This window comes from Halorubrum zhoui (assembly GCF_051194155.1).
In the GTDB taxonomy this organism is placed as follows: Archaea; Halobacteriota; Halobacteria; order Halobacteriales; family Haloferacaceae; genus Halorubrum.
In genome coordinates this window covers 1-23,404 of record NZ_JBLZNJ010000009.1, presented here as the reverse complement: position 1 = coordinate 23,404, position 23,404 = coordinate 1, and the positions used below count along the sequence as shown (strand labels likewise).

Genomic DNA, 23,404 nt, shown 5'->3' with positions numbered 1-23,404 from the left:
GATGTATATTGTTGCGTTTTTATTGCAGCTGAAGGCGCGGATGTTCTCCTCAATTTCCTAAAAAAACGCGTTGAGTAGCATATCGAGGATAGTGTTCATATCAGCGAAATGTATAACACGTGTTAGTGGGTACCTACTAACAGACAGCTTTCAGATATTGGCATGGCACGAGATATTGATGACCTCGCTGACGAACGGGCGTTAGGAAGACAATCCCCCGGTGAAGAGTATCATAGTCAGTTCCTCAGTTTACGCCCCAAAACGGAGTGGTCACCATATATCGATGAGACTGCCAAGGATATTCGAGCCAACATTGGCATCAGCGATATCGATCTCACGAAGAACGATTTCGGCAGAGAGCTGGGAGAGTACTACCGGCGTGGATTAGAGAAATCTACTGGCCGATATACTGACTTGCCAACGGTATTGGACCGCCAAGTGTCGGATCAAAAACTGGGCGAACTCGCATATTTGCTCAATGAACTCAGTTACGACATTTCAACGACGGAATTAGGAATTGACGACGTCGAGATGGCAATTGAGGCGGTGATCGAGAAAATACTGACGCGGCATGTCGGAGGGGAGCTAAGCGTATCATTTGATTTATCAGGTGCTACTGTGTCCGAGATTACGACACAATTATTCCAGAGTGAGCCAGTTGCCGCAAACGTTGATCTTCTGCTAAGCGAGTTTGAGGAGAGTGCTGACCGTGGGTTACTGGCACTGTTGGATGAGCCACAGATGATGACTCCACTGTGGAGTCACCAACGAGATGCACTCCAAACGTGGTGGGAAAACGACCAGCGAGGCTACGTCGACATGGCAACGGCGACGGGAAAAACCGTTCTCGGGCTCGGAGCGATTGCGCTACGGTATGGTGAACTGCATCCAGAGGATCAGGCGATTGGTGGCGTCAGTAGTGCGGATACCTCCTCTGCCAGCGATGACGTTCTCGTTGTAGCGCAGCGAGAGATTATCCTTGAACAGTGGCGGCGAGAGTTCGAGACTCATCTGAATATTCCAAAAGAGCGGACGACGGGGAGCGACGACATTAAACTTGAGTGGGGGACGGTTCATTTCCGAACTGCCCAGTCGTTGGTTAATGAAGAGAGCGTCTCATACGACCTCGTTCTGCTTGACGAAGCACACCATTACGCGACGGGCAGTGAGTGGGGGTCACTGCTTGATGATTTCGAGGGGAGCGTATTGGCGATGTCCGGTTCTGTCGATGATGCTGGGAGTGATAGCAACCGGATCAAAGAACGGCTCACAAACAGCATTGGACCGATAGCAAAGCGATACAGCATCACTGAGGCACGAGCAGACGGCGTCATTCCATCATTTGACTGGGAGGTCCATTACGCAGGATATGATGCTGTCGGCAGTAATCTTGAGAAGACTGCAAAGCGAGCGGAACGCAGCTTCAAACAATTCCAGCAACGGCTCCATCATAATGAGTTAGATCTTGAAACAGATCGTCGTCTCAAAACCTACGAGGATATCAGGCGCTTCTCTCACACAAATGAGGGGAGTTCACTTAAACAGAAAGACGATGACTTTCGGGACCTCGTCACGATACTATTCTCACGACGGACAAAGCGGTGGAACCTATCTCCTGTTCTTGAGTCCGTCGTCAACCTAGTCATCGAACACTGTACCACGGAGAAGGTTGTTGTCCTCGCAGATAGCAACGCACAGGTCGAGGAGCTGGAGTCTCGATTGAGTAATATCGTCTCGAATCCAGACGCAATTCATCTCGTTTCTGGGGCAAAGAGCCAGGAAGAGCAGCGTGAGACGATCCAAGAGTTTGATGAGCCGGAAAGCGCCGGCATCCTGATTGGGACTGGAGACCTTCTCGGCGAGGGTGTTGACATGCAGCATGCGTCGGTGGCAATCAACATGGCAACGGGTGGGGTGAATCAAGAGCTTGTACAGCGCATTGGAAGGGTGCTCCGAAATCCTGTGGACACCCCCAAACATGCGATGTTCTACAATGTCGTTGGAGTGCCTCCAACAGAGTCTGCCGCAGTCCCTCGTGAAGATGGGAAGCGGCTTATTGAACAAGCGGCTGGGTTTTGTTCTCTTGGCAGACGCTTCAACAAGCTTCCTGGATTTGCTGCCTCGTCTGAGGCTGATGAAAAAGCCCTAGAGACCGTACTAACAGAGGGGGCATCATTCATTCAATCGCTGGATGATGACGACACATACAACTGGGATGAGGGCATCACCAATTACGAGGACCTGCTCGCGCTCCACGATATCGTACAAAGTACTGAGGACGGTCTTGATACAATACTCGGCGAGTGGGAAGAGTACTCATGGGAACATAGTGAGGAGCCTGAACTGGTTGAAGATGAGACAGAGCCAGAAAGTAGTGAACCTGAACGGCAGGCTCAGGCAAGCGAGAATGAAACCAATACAGAGGAGTCTACGGTAGCACCGTCGCCAACATCAGATGGAGACCGCGGGATCGACGTAGAAAACATTCCATCTACGAGCGAGACCACGCAGGTGCGGCTCGGTGCAGAGTCAGATCCAGATGACGTGGATGCGCGTCCAACAGCGAGCGAGCTGATAGATGAGATAGTACGAGTGGAATCGATTGTTGACGACGTCCCCACGAAGAGCCAGATGACCGATCAAGGGGCGTATGCGATCGAGCAATTTGAAGAGGAATTTGGATCGTGGTCTGAAGCCGTTGAACAAGCGGGATTCGAGCCACACGGATCACAGAGTAAACAATTCACGCGAAGTGATGTGGTAGAGGGGCTCAAAACTGTTGCCGAAGAGCTTGGTCGGTCACCATCTGTGGGTGATATCAACCAGCATGCACCGTTTAGTGCTCCGGTGATGTACAATTTCTTCGAGTCGATCGGTGAGGCTCGACAAGCAGCAGGTGTTGAAAATGGATTTGAGTCCGGGCCAACTGCATCTAAAGAGACATCTACGCCCAGTGTTGAGCCAAACGAACTCGCAGAGTACTATGAGCTGTTTCGCACCTTCGGATCACTACTCAATCAGTTGCTTCGGTCAGAGAGTACCACATACTCTACGGATGGCGACCATCCGCTAAATGACTGGCAAGCAGCTGTGTCGAACATTGCATTTGGGAGTGGATTGAGTGAGGATGCGCCGAATTACGGTCAGCAACAAGGGTCTCGGAACCCACATAAGATGTCCGAGTATCGGCAGGCATTCGGAAATGGGGACACTATAACCGAATATCAGCTGGTTCCCACAGTACAGCCATCTGACGAAGACGTTGCCGTGCTTACTGAGAGGGAGGTAATTGAGCCTGACGAACAGTTCGCGATCCCTGTGGCACCCCACTCTGATGTAGCACTCCCAATTGCTGTCTCAACCGAAGAAGAACTGGAAGAGGCACTAGCATTACTTGAGGAGTTCCCCGCCGAGCCGCAGCCAGCAGGTAGCTCAGTGACGACTCCAGACACTGCGTCTCCAATGTCCCAAGATGGTGAGGGTGATGGATTGGTAGATGACCCGAGCAAAGAGGTTGAACCTACGTCACATAGTGAGGTGAGCGAGGAGGTAAACGCAGCTGAATCACACACACGAACCAACCGAGAGCAAATAATCTTCTGGGATCAGGACGTCGAGGATATCACTGAATTCACCGAGGAAGAACCGGGCACAGAGTCCGATACGGTGAATGGCGACTCCCTTGATCAAAAAATTGACGAGTGGAAGTCACAGTTACTTGATCTGACGCGACGAAACAATCTCATTTCATTCAAGCCAACGAAAACTAAATCGCTCCCAGTTGAGCAAACGAGTCCGACAACGATTGCTACGGTTCTTGAGCAGGATGAGGAGCTATACATACGGAAGCAGCCAGAAGACGATTCGGAAGCGGAGCCGGATGATCTCGGCGATGATGAGGTGTTAGCAACACGTGCTCCAGACGAGGCGGACCGCTCGCTACATCAAATTGGAATAAAGAATAAGCAGTACCTCCGTGAGCAGGGTGTTGATGCGCTCTACTTGGCTCTTGGAATGGTGAGCTGGTACAGTGTTGACTACAGTGACGAGCCGAACCGGTCACCGCTGTTTCTGGCACCAGTTGAGTTAGAGGAGAAGACGCTTCGGGCTGGTGAGAAACATGATTACGTAATCACGTCGAAGGCAGAAGAATTTAGACTTAACCCAGCCCTCAGAAAGAAACTCGCTGCGGAGCGCAACATTAGCCTGCCGTCTGACTCATCACTGTCTTTGGAGAACATTGATGCTGCGTTCGAATCGGTGTACCAGACACTCAGTGGATTCAACCAGTGGGTTATCCAGCCCGATGTTGTATTGGGTATCTTCGACTTTACGAAATTCAGCTTATATTCTGACTTAGAGCGGAACCGACCGGCGATTAAGAGCGATCCGATCATCAACGCGCTCAACGGCAAAATGGAGCCGATACAGGAGTCAGAAGGAGATATTACGACCCCATCGGCATCTGAACTTGATGATGTCGTCAACCCGGTAGATACGTATCAGGTGCTTGAGGCTGACTCGAGCCAACAAGAGGCGATTGAGGCAGCAAAGCGTGGCAAGAGTTTCGTTCTTCAGGGACCGCCTGGGACTGGTAAGAGCCAGACAATAGCGAATATAATCACCGAGAAGCTCGCCGCTGGTGAACGCGTCCTCTTTGTGAGCGAAAAACAGGCTGCACTCGATGTCGTCAAAAGCAGGCTGGATGACGTTGGGTTAGGGCGGTTTTGTCTTGAGGTTCATGGTGAGAAAGCGACCAACAAAGACGTTCTCAACAGTCTTGAAACAGAACTGAAAGCCCCACAGATCAAGCCCGCAGACGCTCGCAGGAAGCGGCTCGAGAAACTACAGAAACGGCGTAACAAGATCAACTCCTACGGACGGCAGTTATTCTTCTCACCAACGGGATGGGATCTCACCGCATACCAAGCATTTGGAATCGTGAGTCACCATGGAGACGCTCCACGGGTCAACATTGGTATTGAGAACCCTCTCGATCTAGATCAAGAGACGGTTGAGCAGTCGATTGATGAATTAGAGACGCTCGCACGATACGGCGATCAAATTGATTCATACGAGACCGGTCTCTGGCGACATACGACGCTACGCCAGTGGGGGGTGGATACGAATGAATCGATGCGAACGTCGTTAGATCAGCAGATAGCGGCAGTCGAGTCGCTACAAGAAGTTGCAGGCGACATTGAGTTAGCATTGAATATTACTGTGAACTCAATTGCAGATATCCGCCAAGTTACACAGCTGCTGGCGTACATCTCAGATCGACCGGATATAGACTGGCAGCCGTCTTTCTTTGATGGGTCATTCATCAAAGAGGGGAGCCGGTTCCAGAAGCTTGCCGAACTTGAAAGAGAGCGGGCGTCACTCATCGAGGACCTCTCAGGTCGATATAACCGGAGCTTCTTTTCAGCAAATGGGTCAGAGCTTAACACCGAACTTGCCGGATATGGCATACTAAAGATCCTAAAGCCGAGTTATCGGTCGCTCAAACGGCAGGTAACCAATCACTGTCAAGACGGGTATGATCCGGATCACGACCAGTTGCTTGAAGATACACGGAAGCTGGCGGAGATACAGCGGATAGAGAACCGTCGAGATGACTTCCGCGGAGTGATACAACGGCTTGGGCCGCTGTATGATGGTGGAGATACCGACTGGGAAACCCTCTCAAAGGCTCAGGAGTGGGTCAGTGGGCTCGCCGACTTCGACGATGTACAAACTGAGCCAGTAATTTCCGCATTAATCGAAGGGCGTCTCCCAGCTATCGATCCAATCCTTACGGACGCTAATAGAGCTCTCGAAGCATACGATGTCGCTGCTGCGTTCTTCGGGAACGTGATGGACGTCGATAAGATGGAAATTGAGGGAGCCCAATTTACCCGAGCGCCATTTCCTTCACTGCTTACCCGACTTGAGCGCCTCCGTGATGATGTCCCCTCGTTCCAGCGCCGTGTGCAGTTTGAAGCCCAGCTTGAGACCGTTCAAGAGACTATCTGTAGCGACTACATTGACAGATTCCTAGAGGGGGCATATGAGAGTGAAGCGCTTGTTCCCGCGTTCAAAAAGCGATTCTATACGAAGTGGCTCAACGGTGTCTACGAAAAAACAGACCTCAGCTCATTCAATGTCGATGAGATGGAGCGCTACATCGAGGAGTTCCGACAGCTCGACCGCGAACAACAGGAGCTAGCAAAGGTTCAGGTTCAACACGAGGTCACCAAACAGCGCCCCACATTAGATCTTGAGCACGCATCGAGTTCAGAACAGGTTCTCGTGCGACGTGAAGCTGAAAAGCAGCGTCGGCACAAACCACTTCGAGAGCTATTCGACGAGGCCGGCTCGTTCATCACGCAGCTTACCCCGTGTTTCATGATGAGTCCACTGTCCGTTGCCCAGTATCTGAAGGCGAACTCGGTCCAATTTGATACTGTTGTCTTCGATGAGGCCTCACAGATCATGCCTCAAGACGCAGTCAGTAGCCTTATTCGAGCAGATCAAGCAATAATCGCGGGTGATACGAAACAGCTGCCACCAACCTCCTTCTTCAGCGCTGATGTTGAGACGACCGAGGATGTGCGGGAGGACTTAGATAGTATTCTCGAGGAGACGGCCTCTGTGCTTCCAGAAAAGAGTCTTCAGTGGCACTACCGGAGTCGTACAGAGGAGCTCATACAGTTCTCGAATTACCATTACTACGATAACAATCTCCGGACCTTCCCGGAGAATGATCCCGACGTAGAGACCGGGGTGTCATTCGAATATGTCGAGGACGGCGTGTACGACCGCGGTGGGTCACGACAGAATGCGGTTGAAGCAGAGCGTGTGATCGACCTCATCCAAGATCACGCTGAAGAACGGAGTAACAAGAGCCTCGGTGTGGTCGCCTTCAGTAGTGCTCAAGAACAGGCAATTCGAGATGCCCTTGAGGAGCGCCGCGAAGACCACCCCGTCCTCGACGCGTTTGTCGATCAAGACGACGTCCTTGATGAGTTCTTCATCAAGAATTTAGAGATGGTCCAAGGCGACGAGCGTGATAGAATGATATTCAGCGTCGGGTATGGTCCAGCTCAAGATGGAACGATTTCAACAAACTTCGGTCCGATAAACAAGACCGGTGGTGAGCGCCGACTAAATGTGGCTGTAACGAGAGCTAAGGAGCATATCACTGTTGTCTCGTCGATGCTTCCGGGTGAGATTGACCTGTCCGGGTCCCAAAGTACCGGCGCAAAACACTTCAAGAACTACTTGAAGTACGCTCGACAGGGCGAACAGGCATTAGTTCGTAATGACCAGGTCAGCAATTCGCTTGAGTTCGACTCGCAGTTTGAAGAAGCGGTGTATGACGCACTTGAACAAGAGGGGTACGATGTCGTCTCACAGGTAGAAAGTTCAGGATACAGTATTGATCTAGCTATTAAGCACCCAGAAAAGCCGGGAGAGTTTATTCTCGGAATTGAGTGTGATGGGGCCGCATATCACTCATCGAAGACGGCGCGTGATCGCGACCGAAATCGCCAGATGGTGCTTGAAGACTTGGGCTGGAATATCCACAGGATTTGGTCGCCTGATTGGACGTCAAATAGAGAACGCCAAATTCAGCAGATCAACGAACAAGTTGAGTTATTGCTGGATGGCAACTATGAGTCACTACATAATAAACAGGTTGAGAGTCATGAACCCGAGGCTGTGGCAAGCAAGTCTAAATTTAGCCACGACGCACTGACCGAGTACGAAGAACCATCGCTCAAGTGGACTGACCGGTATTCAGTGAACAAGCGAGGTCGCAGTACAGCAAATCGAAATGCGGTGAAAGACACTGTGGTTCGAAATGGGCCTATTGAGTATGAGACCGCAATCCAAACAGAATTAGACGTTTGGTCTCAGTCACGTGCTGGAAAGCGGGTGCGCCGGGTCTTTGATAAGAATGTCAGTAAGCTTGAAAGAGACGGTGAGCTCTATCAGCATGACGGCTTCCTATGGCAGCCTCAAGACGAACTAGATTTCAAAGTGAGGGTCAATACTGAGCGAGCAAAGCGGTCAATAGATAAGGTGCCGAAAGAGGAACTTGCGAAGGCGATAGCAGTCATCTTGGAGGAAGGAGGCCAGATGACAAGAGACGATCTCGAATTGGAGACGACACGACTTGTGGGGTATCAACGCCGGGGTAAACGGATCAAACAGCGCATAGACGCAGCAATCTCTATTCTGGACGATATTGGTGCGTTAGTCAAAACAGCAGACGGCAAGCTGAACATCGATTCTAGTGTCTCAGTAGATGATGCGCTACTAGACAGAGTATATTGAGAATATGGGCTTTGTTGGCTCTGTTGGAATCCTCAAGAGGTGATAGGATCTGCCCTGGCTCCAATCAATACAGGCCAAAGACGCAACGAAAGAGACCACGACCTACCCACTAACTGGCAGAAAATCCGTGCAAGATATAGAAAGTGTGTGCAGCAAGGCGAGGATGATTTCTACAGATCTCCACTAGAATCAAATTAATATCTCCCAGCCATAGTAGAGTCGTAACTGCTGAGTGGTATTCACCCTAAACATGAGAGCCACATTCAGTCTGAGAGAGTCTGTAGAAGACTATCAGTCGAATCTAGAACAGGGACTCGTAATAATCCCACAGCTCTGTCAGGAGTGGTTCATTGCGAACTGAGACAGATAGATCCTCTCCTGCCCAATCTCCCTTAATTGTGCCTTTACGTAGATAGAGTTTAACTGTCGGTCCCCCATATGTCATTGTGAGAACAATTTCGTTAATACTCTTATCTCTCTGTACACGGTACTCAACCGCAAGTGGTTCTGGTAATTCTAAAGAATTATCTAATGATTCGTATTGTTCTGCTCGCGATACAACCACGTCCGATAGATTTTCTGTAGTATTCATACTTATAATTCTGATTACGCATATGTACGGCCCTCCTCTGTGTACTGATCTTTGTGGGCAGAAAACTCATCATAGAGTTCCTCTATGCCTGTCCAGATAATCGATTCAATATTTCTGACATGCCTTGATACAGCTTGGCATGTGATATATTTATTTTGATTCATTTTTCTATTTATTTAGAGAAGTGAGACGATATTCAAGCAGTAAATTGATGTTCGTCACATTTCCCTAGATAAACATTAGTCTATATTTATATAAATGTTTTGGAGGATATTCCATATAGTATGCGTATTTTGTACCCGTATAGTATGATTGACCGGCTTTGTTGAAATCCTCAGAGAGTGATATATTCTACTCCGGTTGCGGTCAATACGTAGTTCTCATCAGCCGGCTGTTCAGGCAGGAATATCTCTGGATGATAGGAATTCAACAGAGCCGACTCGTCATAATTCACAGCTCTCTCATAAGCGAATCATTGCGGAACGGAGTCGGTTTGGGTTGTGTATTCGACCTCAGATGCGTCCTCAAATCTAGCTGTTGAATATATGCTGATTGATTCTGGACCAGGTATGAGAGGCTTCTGTTACACCCCCTCGGAGTTGTATATTCTTGTCAGTTAAGAAATATTAGTTATAACCTCTCCATCGATAACTACACTTCTTGCACTTGAAAAAGCGCGTTGGCGGCTCGTCGGCCGCCCCGGTCTGTTTGATCGTGTACCACGCCGCCTCGTGGCCACACCCGTCACACACCACGTCGGTGGCGGTGGGTTTCCCCTCGAAGTTCGCGCCTTCTTCGGTCTCGACGACGTCGGCGTCGGTCTGTGCGGCCGTCGACTCGAACTGCGCCGCCACCTCGTCGTCGCGTGCCGTCTCGGCGCCACACGCGTCGTTCGTACACGCCATGCCCCCGTCACGGGCGATCAGCATCGAACCGCAGTCGTCACAAAACATCGTACTCCGATTCAGTGTGTATGTACTTCCCGCATCGACTTCGATGCTTCGGTGCCCGCCACGGCGAGGTCACCCTCGCGTGCGGGGCGTTTTCCTCCTGGCGCCCTAAACTCGTGTATGGGTGAGCCACCGGAGTCGCTGGCGGGGGTCTCGGACGTCGACTGCACGGGTACCCGGGCGCTCGTGACCGGGTCGACGAGCGGCATTGGACGTGAGGCGGCGCTCGCACTCGGGCGCCTCGGCGCGACCGTACTCGTGCACGGACGAGACGCCGACGCCGGCCGGGCGGTCGTCGACGAGTTGGCGGCGAGCGGAGCCGACGCCCGGTTCCTCAAGGCCGACTACGCCGACACGGCCGCAGTCCGCGACCTGGCTGCGACCGTCCGCGCGGAGACGAGTGGGCTCGACCTTCTGATCAACAACGCCGGCGGGCTCGTTCGCGACGGGCGACTCACCGACCGCGGCGTCGAGTACACCTTCCAGGTGAACCACCTCGCGCCGTATCTGCTCACGGCCGAACTCGTCGACCACCTCGAGCCAGGTGCCCGCGTCGTCACGACTGCATCGGCGGCACACCAGGGCGCGACGCTCGAGCTGGATCGCGTCACTCGACCGGACGGTGGATTGTCGGCGTACAGCCACGCCAAGCTCGCGAACGTCCTCTTCGCGCGGGAACTCGCGCGACGACTCGAGCGCAGCGGACGGTCGGTGACGTCGAACAGCGTCCATCCGGGGGCGATCCCCGGGAGCGGTTTCACGAGGTTCCTGCCGGGACCCATCTCGGAGTTCGCCGGGGTGCTCGAGCGCGTTCCCGGCGTCACGTCCGTCGCGGAGGGTGCGGCCGCGCTGCTCGTTCTCGCCTGCGCGCCGCGTCTCGACGGCGTCTCTGGTCGGTACTTCACCGGTCAGCGCCCCTCGACGCCCGCCGCCGCTGCCACCAACGACGAGGCTGCCCGCGACCTCTGGGAGCAGTCTGCTGAGCTGGTGGACGCCGACGAGCCGCTCGCCGACGCCTGAGCCCTCAGCGGGCGTCGACCGTTTCGACGACCGCCTCGACCGCCTCGCTCACGCGCCCCTCGTTCTCGACGAACTGGACGGGTGTGTTACGGGTGCGTGCACACTCCAGTGCCGCCGTTCGATTGAGGCTCTGCTCGAACTCGATCTGTCGTTCGGTCACGTCCTCGACGCGTCGACCGCTCTCTGCTCGGCGCTCCAAGACGGTCTCGGGTGCGGCCTCGACGAGGACGACGGTCGACGGGGCGACGTCGCGGAGGACGCTGTCCGGCAGCCCCTGGATGTAGCCGTGGTCCGTCTGGACGGTGAGGTGCGTCGAGAGGAGGACGTCGGATTCGACGGCGGCGTCGGCGACGTACTCGCCCGCGCGGCGCTGGAGCCGTTGGATCTGTCGCTGTGAGAGCGCCGCGAGGTCGCCTCGCTCGGTGGTGATGTCTCGCGTCGCCGCCTCCTCGAGCATGATGTCGCCGAAGTTGAGCAACAAGTACCCGTCGTCGAGTTCGGCGCGGACGCGCTGACAGATGCTCGTGAGGCCGACCCCGGTGACACCAGAGAGCAGCGTGACCGTCATCAGAACTGTACCTCCTCTTCGCCCGGCGCGGTCGGTGAGGACCCGCGGTCGTCGTAGTACTTCCGGCCGATGAACTCGTCGCTGACGAAGGTCATGAGCGTCCCGTACAACTCGTCCGGCGAGGCGAACTCGTCGGTATCACAGCGGTCAAGGACCTGGTCGATTCGTTCGCTTCCACCCGTCGGCGCTTCGAGTTCGGTCTCACCGACCGACGCTCGAACCGCATCACACGTGACCGGAAAGTCGAGACGGCGCGCGAAGAGGTCCCGTGTCTCTGAGAGACGCATACCGTGTCGGACGTGCCCGACCGTCTTAGTAGTGGGGTCGTCCTCCCGGACGGCGGCAGCGCGTGGGTGATGCGGCGACGCCCGTCTACGTCTCGACGCGCGCGCCCTCGTTGGTCGCCCGAACGACGGCGACGGTCCCCTCGATGCCGGCGGTCGCGAGAGCCCGTTGCCCGGCTTCTGCTGCCGCCGCCGCCCGATTGGCGTCCGTGACGCCGTAGACGATCGGGCCCCACGAAGACTGTCCCGCGCCGAACACCGCCGACGACTCGCCGAGTGCTGCCACCACGTCGCCGACCGGCGGGCGGTACACCCCGCCCTGCTCGTCGGCGTACCACGCGCCGTTGAGCCGCCCGACGCGCTCGACCGCAGCACCGAACGCTTCTGCCCGGCCCGTCGCGGCCGCGGGGAGCACGCGCCGGGTCACGACCCCCGCCACGCGGTCGGCGAGCCCGGGGTCGGCGTGCTCGACGGCGGCTCGCATCGAGGCGTCCTCGTCGGCACCGCTGCGACCGGGCGCGACGTCGGGGGACACCAACAGGAACCGCCAGTCTGCGGGGACGGCGTGGCGTGCGACGACGGGTGGGACGGTCCACTCGCCGTCTGCCGGCCGATCGGTGGTGAACCGGGCGGTCGAGTGACCGGCGTCGAGGACGAATCCGCCGTCCTCGAAGGCGGCGACTCCGACTCCCGACCGACCGCCACGACCGAGAGCCGGTGCCCGTTCGCGGACCGCCGGCTCCCCGCCGTGGGCGTGGGCGACCGCCGCGAGCGCCGTCGCCGCGAGCTGCGTCCCGCTGCCGAGTCCGGCGTGTCGCGGGAGTACGGCGCGCACGGTGAGCGCCACACCGGGGACGCCGAGGAGGTCGACCGCGCGGGCGGCGTACTCGCGGACGTCTGCCTGCAACGCGTCGCGGTCGGTCCCGTCGTCGCCTCCGCCGGTGAGGTCGTCTCCGCCGGTGAGATCGATCTCGACCTCGATCGACGTCGCCGGCTCCGCGTCGATCGTCACACGCGGTGCCGCGAGCGCGAGTCCGAGCGCACCGTACAGCCGATCACACGACAGGCTGAGACTACAAAACCCGAAGTGGAGCCGAGCGCCGGCGCTCACACGAACCATACACGAGTCCACGGGCCGCGGACACAAAAGGCGTCGCGACGGCGGCGAGGGTCGCCGCGGTACCGCGTCAACGCGGTGCGGCCGCTACGACTCCCAGTCCGGGTTCGGACGCGCCGGCGAGAACACCTCGACGCCGGTCGCCGGCCGGTCGCCGTCGTTTCTGGCGGCGTGCGGCTCGTCGCCCGGGATAACGAACGTGTCGCCCGCACGCACGGGCCGATCCTCGCCGTCGACGACGAGGGTGAGCACCCCGCCGGTGACCGTCCCGATCTGTTCGTGTGGGTGAGCGTGTTCGGGAACGGTCGCCCCAGGCTCGATCCGGAAGCGCTGGATGCTCGCTCGCTCGCCGGCGGCACCCTGCGTGAGGTGTACGCCGGGCATCGCTTCCGTCGCCTCGACGCCCTCGTCGGTCACGATCTCCATGCACCCATTGTGACCGCACCCATCCTACGTGTCCCGGTCGAACACCGACGAGGCCCCGCTCTCGGCGTCACGGAAACGGATGGTACGGCCGGTCGAGAGCCGGCTCGTATCCCATCGAGCGAGGGACCTTGCGGGCGCGGTCGCCGAAGAACGGCTCGCCGGTAAAGAGTGGCTGTGCGCCGGGGACCAAGACGCGGACCGCTTCGAAGCCGAGCGTCGCCAGGTCGCGCGTCGTGAGTCGAGCGACGACCGGCGAGAGCCCGGCGGCCTCCACCCGCTCGACGACCGTCTCGAGTGCGGCCGAGCCATCGAGGTCCGGTTCGCCGAGCCCCTCGGCGTCGACCGTCGTGGGCGGGTCGAAGAACGCGGCCGTCTCCGGTGGGAGGTCGGCGTGACGGCCGATCGCTGCGCCCGCCTCGTCGGCCGCCTCTCGTCCCATCGACCGCAGTTCCGTCCAGTTCTGGAGCGCTTCGGCGACGGCACTGCGCGCGGCGGCGGCCGGGTTGAGGTCCGCACCCGACCCCGCAGCGAACCGCGGCCAGTCGCCGTCGCGGTGGACTGCGGCGGCGACGACGGGGACGTCGACGTCGCCGGTGACGAGGAGGGTCGACACCGACAACGACTCTGCGCGAGCGCGCTTTCGCAGCCGGTCGAGCACTGCGTCGTCGACGCGGAGCCCGAGTGGCTCCGTCGTGGCGTACCAGGTCGTCATCGTCGCGTCGCGCTCGATGACCTCGTAGAGCCCGGCGAGCGCCGCCGCCGGGCCGCTGTTTCCGAGTCCGAGTCCGGTCGTGATCGGCGGGCGATACCGACGCTCAGGCGGTGGAAAGTGAACGAATTCGGCGGGGAGCTGTCGCACCGCCCCGGTCGCGAGGGCTTCACCGCGGACCCACGCCAGCCGATCGTCTGGGTCGTACCGGGTGGCATCGTCAGGTCGGACGAAGGCGTCGGGCGTGACCGGATCCTGGACGTCGGCCGCGGGCGCGGTCGTGACCGCCGAGGAGTCGTACACCCCCGCCGCATAGCGTTCGAGCCCCTCACCGAGCGCCTTCATGAACGCGACGTCCCAGTCGTCTGCTGCCCCACCGGCGAAGGCGGCGGCACTCACATCCGAGAACGGGGTCGTGTCGGCGAGTCGCGAGACGTAGTACGGCACGGGAAACGACTCGCGCTCGCCCACGTCGGTGAGGAGCCCGATCCGGGCGTCGACCGCCCGCTCAGCCCGGTCAATCGCCGCCGACACCGACCGCGATCGGTCATCCCGTGGGAGCGCCGCGTCTGGGGCGTCGCCACACGAACAGCCCGGGGCCGCGAGCAGGTGCCGGGTCGTCCCGGGGACCTCACGCACCGTGTCACCGACGGACTCACCCGTGAGGAGCTGCACAACCGCCCGGCCCGCGAACGCGCCGGCGTATCGCACCGCCGACCGGGTCCCAGTCGGCGCGTCGGCCGTCGCCGACGACTCGGTCGTACCGCTCGCGACCCGGGCGCACAAACAGTCGTAGCAGGCCGTCTCGAAGACGGTCACCGCAGCGTCGACGTCTGCGAGTGCGACCCCGCCGACGCCCCCGACCTCGACGGCGACCCACCGGTCGAGCCGGTCGTTCGCGGCTGCGAACGCCGGCGACCCCGTCGTGTCGACCACCACCGCGAGGTCGAACCCGTCGAGCAGCGCCGACTCGACCGAAAACGCGTTCACGTCGACGTCGCCGAGCGCGGCGTCGACGGCCTCGGCTCCGGGGCCGTCGCCGACCACTCCGATGTCCATGTCTCCGGCGACGCGCGGGACGAGCAAAAAGCCGCAGGGAGGCGGCCGGAGATCCAACCGCGCTTCGACTACGACGACGCCGAGCCGGACCTCGACCGGGCGCACCGTCCCCCCGGTGTGCTCCCGACGCCCGTGAGACGCCGCGGGCGCACGCGTCACCCGCCGCGTGTCGACGGCAGCCGCCCACCGCGCGGTCACCCGCGGACGCCGACGCACCGATCGGCGATGACGGCGTCGACGTCGGCAGCGGCGAGCGCCGCGTACGCACGACGCGACCGGACAGTCCACGGCCACACACGGAGTCCGGCGTCGTGGGCCCGTGTGACGAGCGACGTTCCCAGACACAGTTCGTACCGCGGCGAGATCACGACACAGCCCAGTCGCCGCGCCGTTGCGACCATCTCGTCGACGTCGGGCGACGGATACAGCCACGCCGGAAGCCCCGGGACGACGGGCCGGAGCAGACGGGTCGACCGGGGTTCGCGAACGGCGTACGCGACTGACGCCGGCGTCGACGCCGCCTGCGCCTCCTCGACCGTCGTCTCCGCGTCCGATACGAGGCGAAGTTCGTGCCCGTGAGTCGCGTGTGCTCGACGAACGTCCGCGACGAGCCCCGGCTCCTTCAGGTCGAGCAGCAGTGCGGTGTCCGTCGGCGTCGCCTCGAACACCGCCTCGAGCGTCGGGACGGGTTCTCCCGAGCGCTCGACGCTGAGCTGAGAGAGCGTCTCGAGTGTGGTCCCGTCGACGCGTCCGGAGGCGTTCGTGACCCGTCCGAGCGTCGCGTCGTGAAACGCGACGAGTTCACCGGTTCCACACTGACGAACGTCGACTTCGACCCAGTCGACGAGCGCCGCCGCGGCTTCGACGGCCGCGATCGTGTTCTCCGGACGCGTGGCGGCACACCCGCGGTGAGCGACGAGCGGTGGTCTGTCCGGCCCCCCGTGCGCCGCCGAGCGTGTGTCGCCGCCGGGACGACCGCCGACCGCGGCCCCGCCGACTATCGATCCGACGTGAGCGAGGACCCGGCGACGTGACGACGACGTCGAAGCCGAGCGCGTGTCAGCGTCGCATCTCACGGACCCGATTGCTCGTCGTCGTCTGCACGCGGAGCGTCTCGGTCCCACGGATCCACTCGACGTACTCGCGGAGCCGGTCGGCCGTTCGGAGCGCCTCTATGGTGTCGTAGTCGGCCCGCAGTTCCTCGTTCGTGAAGCGGGCGTGGACGTTGTCGTGACACGGCCGACACAGCGTGACCGTCGGGCTGGTCGCTCGCGCTTCGGGACGGAGGTGGTGCTCCTGGATGGCCTGTGGGTCGGCGATCGGCTCGCTGAACACGCGCTGGCAGAGCGCACAGGTCGTCGACACAGAAGGCACATCGCACCGAGAAGTGATAACTTTGCGCCCACGGACGGCGGTCGCACCGCCGAGTGGAACCGCACACGATGCCGTTCGGCCGTGGCTCTCGCGCGGCGGCGATGCTGGGCAGACGACCGAGACCGACGACGGTTTCGGGTCGGGGACGCGACGTCCCGGCGATGTTGCAGCTCGCCGCGCACAACGCGTTGCGGAGCCCGATCGTGAGCGCCCTGCTCGGGCTCGGGCTCGGGCTCGTTTCTGCCGGTGGCGTCGCCGTGACGCATCGCTGCGACGCCGACCGTCGAGCGGCGTTGCTCGTCGGCGGCTCGGCCCACGCGGCGGGGATGCTCGCGGTGTGGGTCGGCGTCCGGCTGTGCTTCTGGCGGCATCCGGCACCGCTCCCGGAGTCGCTTCCGGTCGTGCTCCCGGTCGTCGGCGTTGCCTTCCTGCTGTTCTCTGTGCAGTGGATCGCCGCTGCGGTGTTGTCGCTCTCGTACGGGCTGCAGAGCGCGGTCGTCTGGCTCGTCGGCGTGACGTGGTACACCGTCTACGCCGCGACCTTCGTCGGCAACGAAGGCGGTGCCCTCTTCGCGCTGTTCTCGTGGGTACTCGTGATCGGACCGGCGACGCTGACGCTGCTCGCCGTCCTCGCCGGAGGCGAGCGCGTCGTCCGACGGCGGCTGTCTGCCGACCGCGAGACGGACGAGCGAACCCGGTGACCCGTGGTCGCGCGTCTGCGCGGTCGACGCCGACCGCGGCGGCGTTCCCGGCGTTCGGGAGGGTGGTGTCACGCGTGGGTCACCGGCCGGTGAACAAGATTCATACGTTCACGCCCGTGTGTTCGCGTACCTCGATGGACGCGCTCGACCGGGTGCAGAAGCGATTCGCGACGAGCCAGGCGCTCATGGATCAGGTCCGCTACGCCGCCGAATCACTGAGCCTGAACTTCGATCGATGGGACGAGCCGCACGTCTCCGGGCCCAGTCTCTACGTGCTCATCGTCGCCGAGATGAGCTTCGACCACTACACCGATCCCCTCGGCGGAAACGAGTGGCCGACCGACCGGTGTCGACTCGTCACCGACTCGTTGGACAAGTTCACCGAGGTCGCCCGTGACGTCGCACTCACCCGCGACGGGGCGATCGTCGTCTCTGCGGACGGAACGATCCAACGACAGATGGTGCGCGTTCGAAATCCGTCGCTCGCGGAGACGGAGGAGAACGCCGATGTCACGCCGACCGACTGGATGGGGACGAAACACCTGAGCGCGCTCGAGACCTCACTCCGCGAGGAGGTCATCTGGGTGATAACGCTCAGCGAAGAGGACGGCCGCGTCACCACGTTCTTCGACGGGACGTACCAAGACTATCCCCGCAGCGAAATCGGCGGACGCTGGCGACCGGGCTGACCCGGTAGGTCGCGATGGACGGCGTAGCCGTCCGATGACCCCGCAACGGTCGTCGTGCCGGACGCGACGGCGGCAGATCGCGTCTCAGCGCGCGAGACAGGTCGGGCCCACTTACGTCGCCGTAGTCCATCTCGACGGACGACAGACGATGCGCGGAACGCGTGTACAGACGCCGATCACGAGGCGACGGGTACTCACGGGTGGTGGAGTCACGGCTGCGGTCTCGCTCGCGGGCTGTGCGGGGGTCATCGACGCGATCGGCGAGCAGATATTCGAGGACGTGAACGTGCTCAACCAGCTATCGCGGACGGTTTCGGGGTCGATACGCGTCGTGGATCCGAGCGACGAGACGGTCCTCGACGGAGCCTTCGAGGTGCCCTCGACCGAGGCCGACGGAGCGTCCAACCTCGTGGCGTACGGCGACGTCTGGACGAACCCAGGGACGTACCGGGTCCGTATCGACCTCACCGACATCGTACTCGAAGGCGTCTCGCGGGTGACTCGAGCCGTGGCCATCAACGACCCCGCGGCCGAGATGGTCGCCGTCTCGATCGGCGCGCGAGATGGCACCGAGCCGATCGCGATCTCCGTCGGCGAGTCGTTTTCCGACGTCGGTCCACAGAACACGACCACGTGATCCGTCTTGACGCGCGCTGATCCCCGGTCGACGATCGACACCGACATCAGACCGACGACCGCCACCCGCCGTGTTACCCGCCATGCTCCTCGCTGACGCGCTCACGACGCTCCTCCAGTACGCCGCGGGCGTCGGTGTCGTGGCGCTCGGGTGTCTCCCGCTGCTCGAGATCGAGCCCGTCCGGACCCGGCTCGAACGGTGGCCGACGGACCGACTGACCGTGAACTACCTCTCGGTTGCCGTAGCAGTCGCCGCCGGCCAGTGGGCCGTCGTCCTCCTCGGGTGGCAGGTGCTGCAGATCGGGTCGACGCAGGCCGACCCGCAGTTCCGCGGCGGGCGACTCGCCGCCCTCCTGGTCGGCTACCCGGTGGCGCTGTTCGGAGCCGGTGTCGTCTGGGGGCGGCTGTTTGCCACCACACGGTGGCTCACTCCTCGGGTGATCGCCGGACTCGGCGTCACGGCCGTGTTCTACGTCGTCACCGTGCTCGGGGCGCTGCTCGTCGCCGCCGTCGTCGCGCTGTTCACCGCGCTCCCGACGTGAGCGGCCCCCACCTCACGACGCCCCTCCCGATCCCGTCTCGAAGGTCGTCGGATCGAGCGGCGTCGCCTCTTCCCAGTAGCGTGAGACGGTCTCGTCGGCCCAGTCGCGAACGGTCGAGTCGTCGGTGTGGATCGCCGCGCGGAGTATCCCGCGTTCGTCACGGACGAGCAGGTACACCGTGCCGTCGACGACGGTGACAGAGAGCGGGACCGCAGCCCGTGCGACGCGGATCACCGCGTCGTCGTGGTCGGCGAGCGCTCGCACCCGCGTCCACAGCTCATCGTCGGCCGCGAGGGCCTCGAGGGTGCTCGAAGAGAGCACCGCTTCGAACGTCTGTCGACCCGCAGTGACGCGTCGATGAGCCGTCGTGAGGCTCTGTTCGTTGAGCGTGTGTGAGACCGCGCGCACCGTCGTCGCGCGCTCCATGCCGTCGAGGACGCGCTGAAGCGGTGCGCTCGGCCGCGTCCGGGTCGGCACCGTCACCGTCGCGTCGGCGAGGTCGCGAAGGTCGAAGCCGAACGCGTCCGTGGGGAGGTACGCGACCACGTCACGGAGCTTCCCCTCCGTCTCTAGCACGGCGACGAACTCGTCGATCCCGTCCGCCACCAACGCGCCGGTGGCGGTTGCGACGTGCGTGTCGCCCTCCCGTGTGACCCACGACCGCTCGGAAAAGTCCTCCAGAATGCGACCGAGCGTCGCCTGTGACGCCTCGGTCGTCGCTGCCAGCTCTCCACGGGTGTGTGGTCGGGTCGCCAGCAGCTGTAGCACCTCGACGCGGTTCGTCGAACGCGCGAGAAACTCGATCTCTTCGAGCGGTGCGTCCATACCCAGGGTAGTCGTCACGTCGACAAACCCCCTTCGCTCCCTGCGTGTGTTTCACCCGATGAAATCCTGTCGAGGTGGGCGATCGTTTCTCGAAGTCGAATATTTTCTGACTTTCCTTATGTGTCTAGGCGACCGTGGTCAAAGTGTGACAGATATTGCGCCTCCAGCCGCCCGTTCGCGTGATCTTGAGGTCGGGGTGTTCCGGTAGCGTGTTCGCTCGACGGTCGGCGGTGTTGTTCGTCGTCTCGGCGGTGTTGTTCGGTGGGACGTTCGTCGCGGCGAAGACCGGGCTCGCACACCTCCCGCCGCTGTTCTTTGTCGCCGTTCGGTTCGACATCGGAGCGATCGTCCTCGCCGCGTTCGCGGCGACGCACCGCTCGTGGGCGGACCTTCGCCCACGAACGCTCGGCGACGTCGCCGGCATCCTGGCGACTGGCGTGTTGGTGATCGGACTGACGAACGCGTTACTGTTCGTGGGACAACAGTACGTGACGAGCGGCGTCGCAGCGGTCGTCTTCAGCCTCAACCCGATCTTGACGCCGGTGTTCGCGGGTCTCCTCCTTACGACCAGTCGACTGTCCGGCCGCGGCGTCGTCGGGATGGGGCTCGGAGTACTCGGTGTCGGTCTCGTGGCCAACCCGTCGCCGTCGGCGCTGCTCGGCGGTGGACTGGGCGTCCCACTGCTCTTTGCGGCCGCGGTGACGAGCGCCTTCGGTGCGGTGGTGATTCGCCGTGCCGACGCGACGCTGTCGAGTACCGCCTGCACCGTCTGGGGGGTTCCACTGGCTGCCGTCCTCGCGCACACGCTCAGCGCCGCCGCCGGCGAGTCTGTGACCACCCTCACGGTGCCACCCGTCGCCGTCGCCGCGTTGCTGTACGTCGGCGTCTGTTCGGGTGCCATCGCGTACCTCGCGTACTTCGCGTTGGTCGATGCGACCGGCGCGACGCGGGCGAACCTGTTATTCTATTTCGTTCCGATCGTCTCGGCCATCGGCGGATGGGCCCTACTCGGGGAGACCCTCTCACCGTTGTCCATCGCCGGGTTCGCCGTGATCTTCGTCGGTTTCGTGCTCGCCAGTGGGCACTCTGTGTGCCCGTCGTGGGTAGTCGAGCGGGTGACGCCGGAACGACTCACCGACGAGCGGTCCGCCCAGGCGACTCGCCGGTGAGCGGTCCGTCCGGACACGGGCTCGTCGTTCGGACGGCCAGCGTTTGCGGGGCGGTGAGACCACTGCTCGCGGGCTCCGACAGCCGTCCAGGACGAACCGTGTGTGTATCTCGCACGTGATACAAAAGCACATACTAATACACTCCTGAGGATAAAACGAATTAACTAATATTATCATTATCAATCATTAACTATTAATACCTGCTCCGACTGTCGACAGACGAGGGACGAACCAATGGCAGTATCTGTACCACCCACGGCACGCCACCGCCCGACGACCGTCTGCCGACTCGACCGCTATCGACCACCCACACCACCGACATAACCGATGACAGACCGCAACTCGACACGAACCGAGACGACGACCCGCCAGCCAACGACCACCACCCCCTCGGGCCCGACGGGGCGGTACCCGACGAACGAAGAAGACCGGGAGGCACCGCTCGTTCCGTTCATTCGCCAGCCCGGTGAGCGCGACGAGATGACCGACGTTCGGCGAGAGCTCGCCGACCTTCGTCGACAACTGAACCGGATCGAACAGACGATCCGAGACGCGTCTGACACCAACTAACGCGACAGTACACCGTACGTATGCACCCTTCAGAACTCGACTCCGACGTGTTCACGCAGGATATCGACAACGAATCGGCCCGAGCGTTTCGGGAGCTATTGAACACACAAGACTTCGTGTTCGCTCCCGGCATGTACCACGCACTCGATGCTCGTCTCGCCGAGATGACGGGCCACGACGCCGCGTACATGTCCGGCTACTCGACGGTCCTCGGCCAGTTTGGCTTCCCAGACCTCGAGATGGTCACGATGACCGAGATGGTCGAGAACGCAAAGCGCATGGCTGAGGCGACGAACCTCCCGATAATCGCGGACTGTGACACAGGATACGGCGGCATCCACAACGTCCGTCGCGCCGTCCGTGAGTACGAGAAGGCCGGCGTCGCCGCGATCCACATCGAAGATCAGACGACGCCAAAGCGCTGTGGACACATCGCTGGCAAGCAGATCGTCTCCCGCGAGAAAGCGCGTGCGCGGTTCGAGGCGGCCGTCGACGCCAAACAGAGCGACGACACGGTCATCATTGCCCGCACAGACGCGTACGGCTCGTCGAACGGCGACTGGGACGAACACGTCGAACGCGGCCGCATCTACGCCGACGCCGGCGTCGACATCGTCTGGCCCGAGATGCCGAACCCGAGCCGCGAGGACGCCGTCGCCTACGCCGAGGAGATCCACGAGACGCACCCCGAGTTGAAGCTCGCGTTCAACTACTCGTCGTCGTTCGCGTGGTCCGAAGAGGACGACCCGCTCACGTTTCAGGAACTGGGCGACCTCGGCTACAAGTACATCTTCATCACGCTCTTCGGCCTCCACTCCGGTGCCCACGCCGTCTACGAGGACTTCAAGCGGCTCGCCGAAGAGGACGAAGCGGGGCAGTTCGACCTCGAAGAGCGGTACCTCGGCCACGAGACCGAGAGCCACCACGAGCTCTCGTTCGTCTCGCGGTACCAGGACATCGAGACGAAGTTCGACCCCGAGGCCCGCCGCCGCATCGAGGAGTCGGAGGGCTTCAGCGAAGACCAGGCCGACCCCATCACGAGCAGCGACGACTGAGGACGTCACCTCACGTCGCCGCTTCCATTAGTTATTCACAGACACACCCAACACCAGTAGATACACATGACTCAACGACGACACGACAGAGACTTCGTGCGGACGTTTTTCACCTCTCCCACCGCGGTCGAGGGCGAAGACGACTCCGCCAAGATGCTTCGACGCGCCGCCGAGCTCCGCGGCATGCAGGCCCCCGACGTCTGGGTCCCGGACAACGAAGACGCCACCGCCCCGTCGATGCGCGACCAGGGCGCACAGAACATCGTCGACGTCGTCGCCGAGAACGGCGCCGACTTCCCCGGCGAAATACACCCCCGGATGGTGTGGCACCGCGACGACCCCACCACCCGTCATCAGGGCTTCCAGCACATGCTCGACATCGCCGACCCCGAAAAGGGAGCCATCGAACACATCGACGGCTTCGTCATCCCCGAAGTCGGCGGCATCGACGACTGGAAGAAGGCCGACGAGTTCTTCACCATCGTCGAGGCCGAACACGGGCTCGAGCCGGGCAGCCTCGCGATGTCCGTCATCATTGAGAGCGGCCAGGCCGAACTCGCCATGCGGAACCTCCGCGACGAGATGGGCAAGCCCGAAAACACCCTCGAACGGCTATTCCTGCTCGTCGACGGCGAGGTCGACTACACGAAAAACATGCGCGCGCTCACCCCGACGGGCGAACTCCCCGAGTGGCCCGAACTGCGGCACAACACCTCGCGCGGCGCGAGCGCGGCCGGCTGTATCGCCGTCGACGGCCCCTACGACGACATCCGCGACGTCGAGGGCTACCACGAGC

Annotated in this window: 19 protein-coding genes; 10 read left to right on the top strand and 9 right to left on the bottom strand. The window is 60.9% G+C overall.

What is annotated here, in order from left to right:
• Positions 1–162 precede the first annotated feature (162 nt).
• A complete protein-coding gene (locus ACNTAO_RS12030) occupies positions 163–8,322 on the top strand; it encodes a PDDEXK-like endonuclease domain-containing protein (protein ID WP_435162273.1) in 8,160 nt (2,719 codons plus the stop codon).
• Between the two features lie 1,218 nt (positions 8,323–9,540).
• Here ACNTAO_RS12030 and ACNTAO_RS12025 read toward each other — a convergent pair.
• Positions 9,541–9,867, bottom strand: a complete 327-nt coding sequence (locus ACNTAO_RS12025; protein WP_435162271.1) for a transcription factor S — start codon at positions 9,865–9,867, stop codon at positions 9,541–9,543.
• Between the two features lie 117 nt (positions 9,868–9,984).
• On the opposite strand from ACNTAO_RS12025, the gene ACNTAO_RS12020 reads away from it, so the two are divergent.
• Complete coding sequence (locus tag ACNTAO_RS12020; RefSeq protein WP_435162269.1) at positions 9,985–10,884, top strand: SDR family NAD(P)-dependent oxidoreductase; 900 nt, start codon at positions 9,985–9,987, stop codon at positions 10,882–10,884.
• A gap of 4 nt (positions 10,885–10,888) precedes the next feature.
• Here the strand turns inward: ACNTAO_RS12020 and ACNTAO_RS12015 are convergent, their stop codons facing one another.
• From ACNTAO_RS12015 to ACNTAO_RS11985, 7 genes are all read right to left on the bottom strand, one after another.
• On the bottom strand, positions 10,889–11,452 hold the full coding sequence (locus tag ACNTAO_RS12015; RefSeq protein ID WP_435162268.1) for an adenylate kinase: 564 nt from the start codon (positions 11,450–11,452) through the stop codon (positions 10,889–10,891).
• On the bottom strand, positions 11,452–11,739 hold the full coding sequence (locus ACNTAO_RS12010; RefSeq protein WP_435162267.1) for a DUF5789 family protein: 288 nt from the start codon (positions 11,737–11,739) through the stop codon (positions 11,452–11,454). The genes ACNTAO_RS12015 and ACNTAO_RS12010 overlap by 1 nt, the downstream gene beginning before the upstream one ends.
• 85 nt (positions 11,740–11,824) lie before the next feature.
• Positions 11,825–12,856 carry a beta-ribofuranosylaminobenzene 5'-phosphate synthase family protein gene (locus tag ACNTAO_RS12005; protein ID WP_435162266.1) on the bottom strand — a complete coding sequence of 344 codons (1,032 nt, stop codon included), beginning with the start codon at positions 12,854–12,856 and terminating at the stop codon, positions 11,825–11,827.
• Between the two features lie 84 nt (positions 12,857–12,940).
• Positions 12,941–13,279, bottom strand: a complete 339-nt coding sequence (locus ACNTAO_RS12000) for a cupin domain-containing protein (protein WP_435162265.1) — start codon at positions 13,277–13,279, stop codon at positions 12,941–12,943.
• Positions 13,280–13,346: 67 nt separating this feature from the next.
• Positions 13,347–15,047 (bottom strand): YcaO-like family protein, encoded by a 1,701-nt coding sequence (locus tag ACNTAO_RS11995; RefSeq protein ID WP_435162264.1) that lies wholly within the window; start codon positions 15,045–15,047, stop codon positions 13,347–13,349.
• A 194-nt stretch (positions 15,048–15,241) separates the two neighbouring features.
• Entirely contained in the window at positions 15,242–16,123 is an 882-nt protein-coding gene (locus ACNTAO_RS11990; protein ID WP_435162263.1) for a glycerophosphodiester phosphodiesterase, read from the bottom strand.
• Positions 16,107–16,412, bottom strand: coding sequence for a hypothetical protein (locus ACNTAO_RS11985; protein ID WP_435162262.1), 306 nt, complete (start codon positions 16,410–16,412; stop codon positions 16,107–16,109). Before ACNTAO_RS11985 ends, ACNTAO_RS11990 begins: the two co-directional genes overlap by 17 nt.
• A 170-nt stretch (positions 16,413–16,582) precedes the next feature.
• Between ACNTAO_RS11985 and ACNTAO_RS11980 the strand changes: the two genes are divergently transcribed.
• The 4 genes from ACNTAO_RS11980 to ACNTAO_RS11965 all read left to right on the top strand — a co-directional run bounded on the left by ACNTAO_RS11980 (position 16,583) and on the right by ACNTAO_RS11965 (position 18,989).
• A complete protein-coding gene (locus ACNTAO_RS11980) occupies positions 16,583–17,122 on the top strand; it encodes a hypothetical protein (protein WP_435162261.1) in 540 nt (179 codons plus the stop codon).
• Positions 17,123–17,256: 134 nt separating this feature from the next.
• Complete coding sequence (locus ACNTAO_RS11975) at positions 17,257–17,811, top strand: diadenylate cyclase (RefSeq protein WP_435162260.1); 555 nt, start codon at positions 17,257–17,259, stop codon at positions 17,809–17,811.
• Between the two features lie 148 nt (positions 17,812–17,959).
• A complete protein-coding gene (locus ACNTAO_RS11970; protein WP_435162259.1) occupies positions 17,960–18,448 on the top strand; it encodes a hypothetical protein in 489 nt (162 codons plus the stop codon).
• Positions 18,449–18,530: 82 nt separating this feature from the next.
• Complete coding sequence (locus tag ACNTAO_RS11965) at positions 18,531–18,989, top strand: hypothetical protein (protein ID WP_435162258.1); 459 nt, start codon at positions 18,531–18,533, stop codon at positions 18,987–18,989.
• Positions 18,990–19,001: 12 nt separating this feature from the next.
• On the opposite strand, the gene ACNTAO_RS11960 is transcribed toward ACNTAO_RS11965, so the two are convergent.
• Entirely contained in the window at positions 19,002–19,814 is an 813-nt protein-coding gene (locus ACNTAO_RS11960) for a helix-turn-helix transcriptional regulator (RefSeq protein ID WP_435162257.1), read from the bottom strand.
• Positions 19,815–20,023: 209 nt separating this feature from the next.
• Here ACNTAO_RS11960 and ACNTAO_RS11955 point away from each other — a divergent pair, with 209 nt between their 5' ends.
• From ACNTAO_RS11955 to ACNTAO_RS11940, 4 genes are all read left to right on the top strand, one after another.
• Entirely contained in the window at positions 20,024–20,983 is a 960-nt protein-coding gene (locus ACNTAO_RS11955; RefSeq protein ID WP_435162256.1) for a DMT family transporter, read from the top strand.
• Between the two features lie 327 nt (positions 20,984–21,310).
• Entirely contained in the window at positions 21,311–21,553 is a 243-nt protein-coding gene (locus ACNTAO_RS11950) for a hypothetical protein (RefSeq protein WP_435162255.1), read from the top strand.
• A 20-nt stretch (positions 21,554–21,573) separates the two neighbouring features.
• Entirely contained in the window at positions 21,574–22,608 is a 1,035-nt protein-coding gene (gene aceA, locus ACNTAO_RS11945; RefSeq protein WP_435162254.1) for an isocitrate lyase, read from the top strand.
• 66 nt (positions 22,609–22,674) lie between these two features.
• A partial coding sequence (locus ACNTAO_RS11940; RefSeq protein ID WP_435162253.1) for an aldolase/citrate lyase family protein occupies positions 22,675–23,404 on the top strand: 730 nt, incomplete at its 3' end.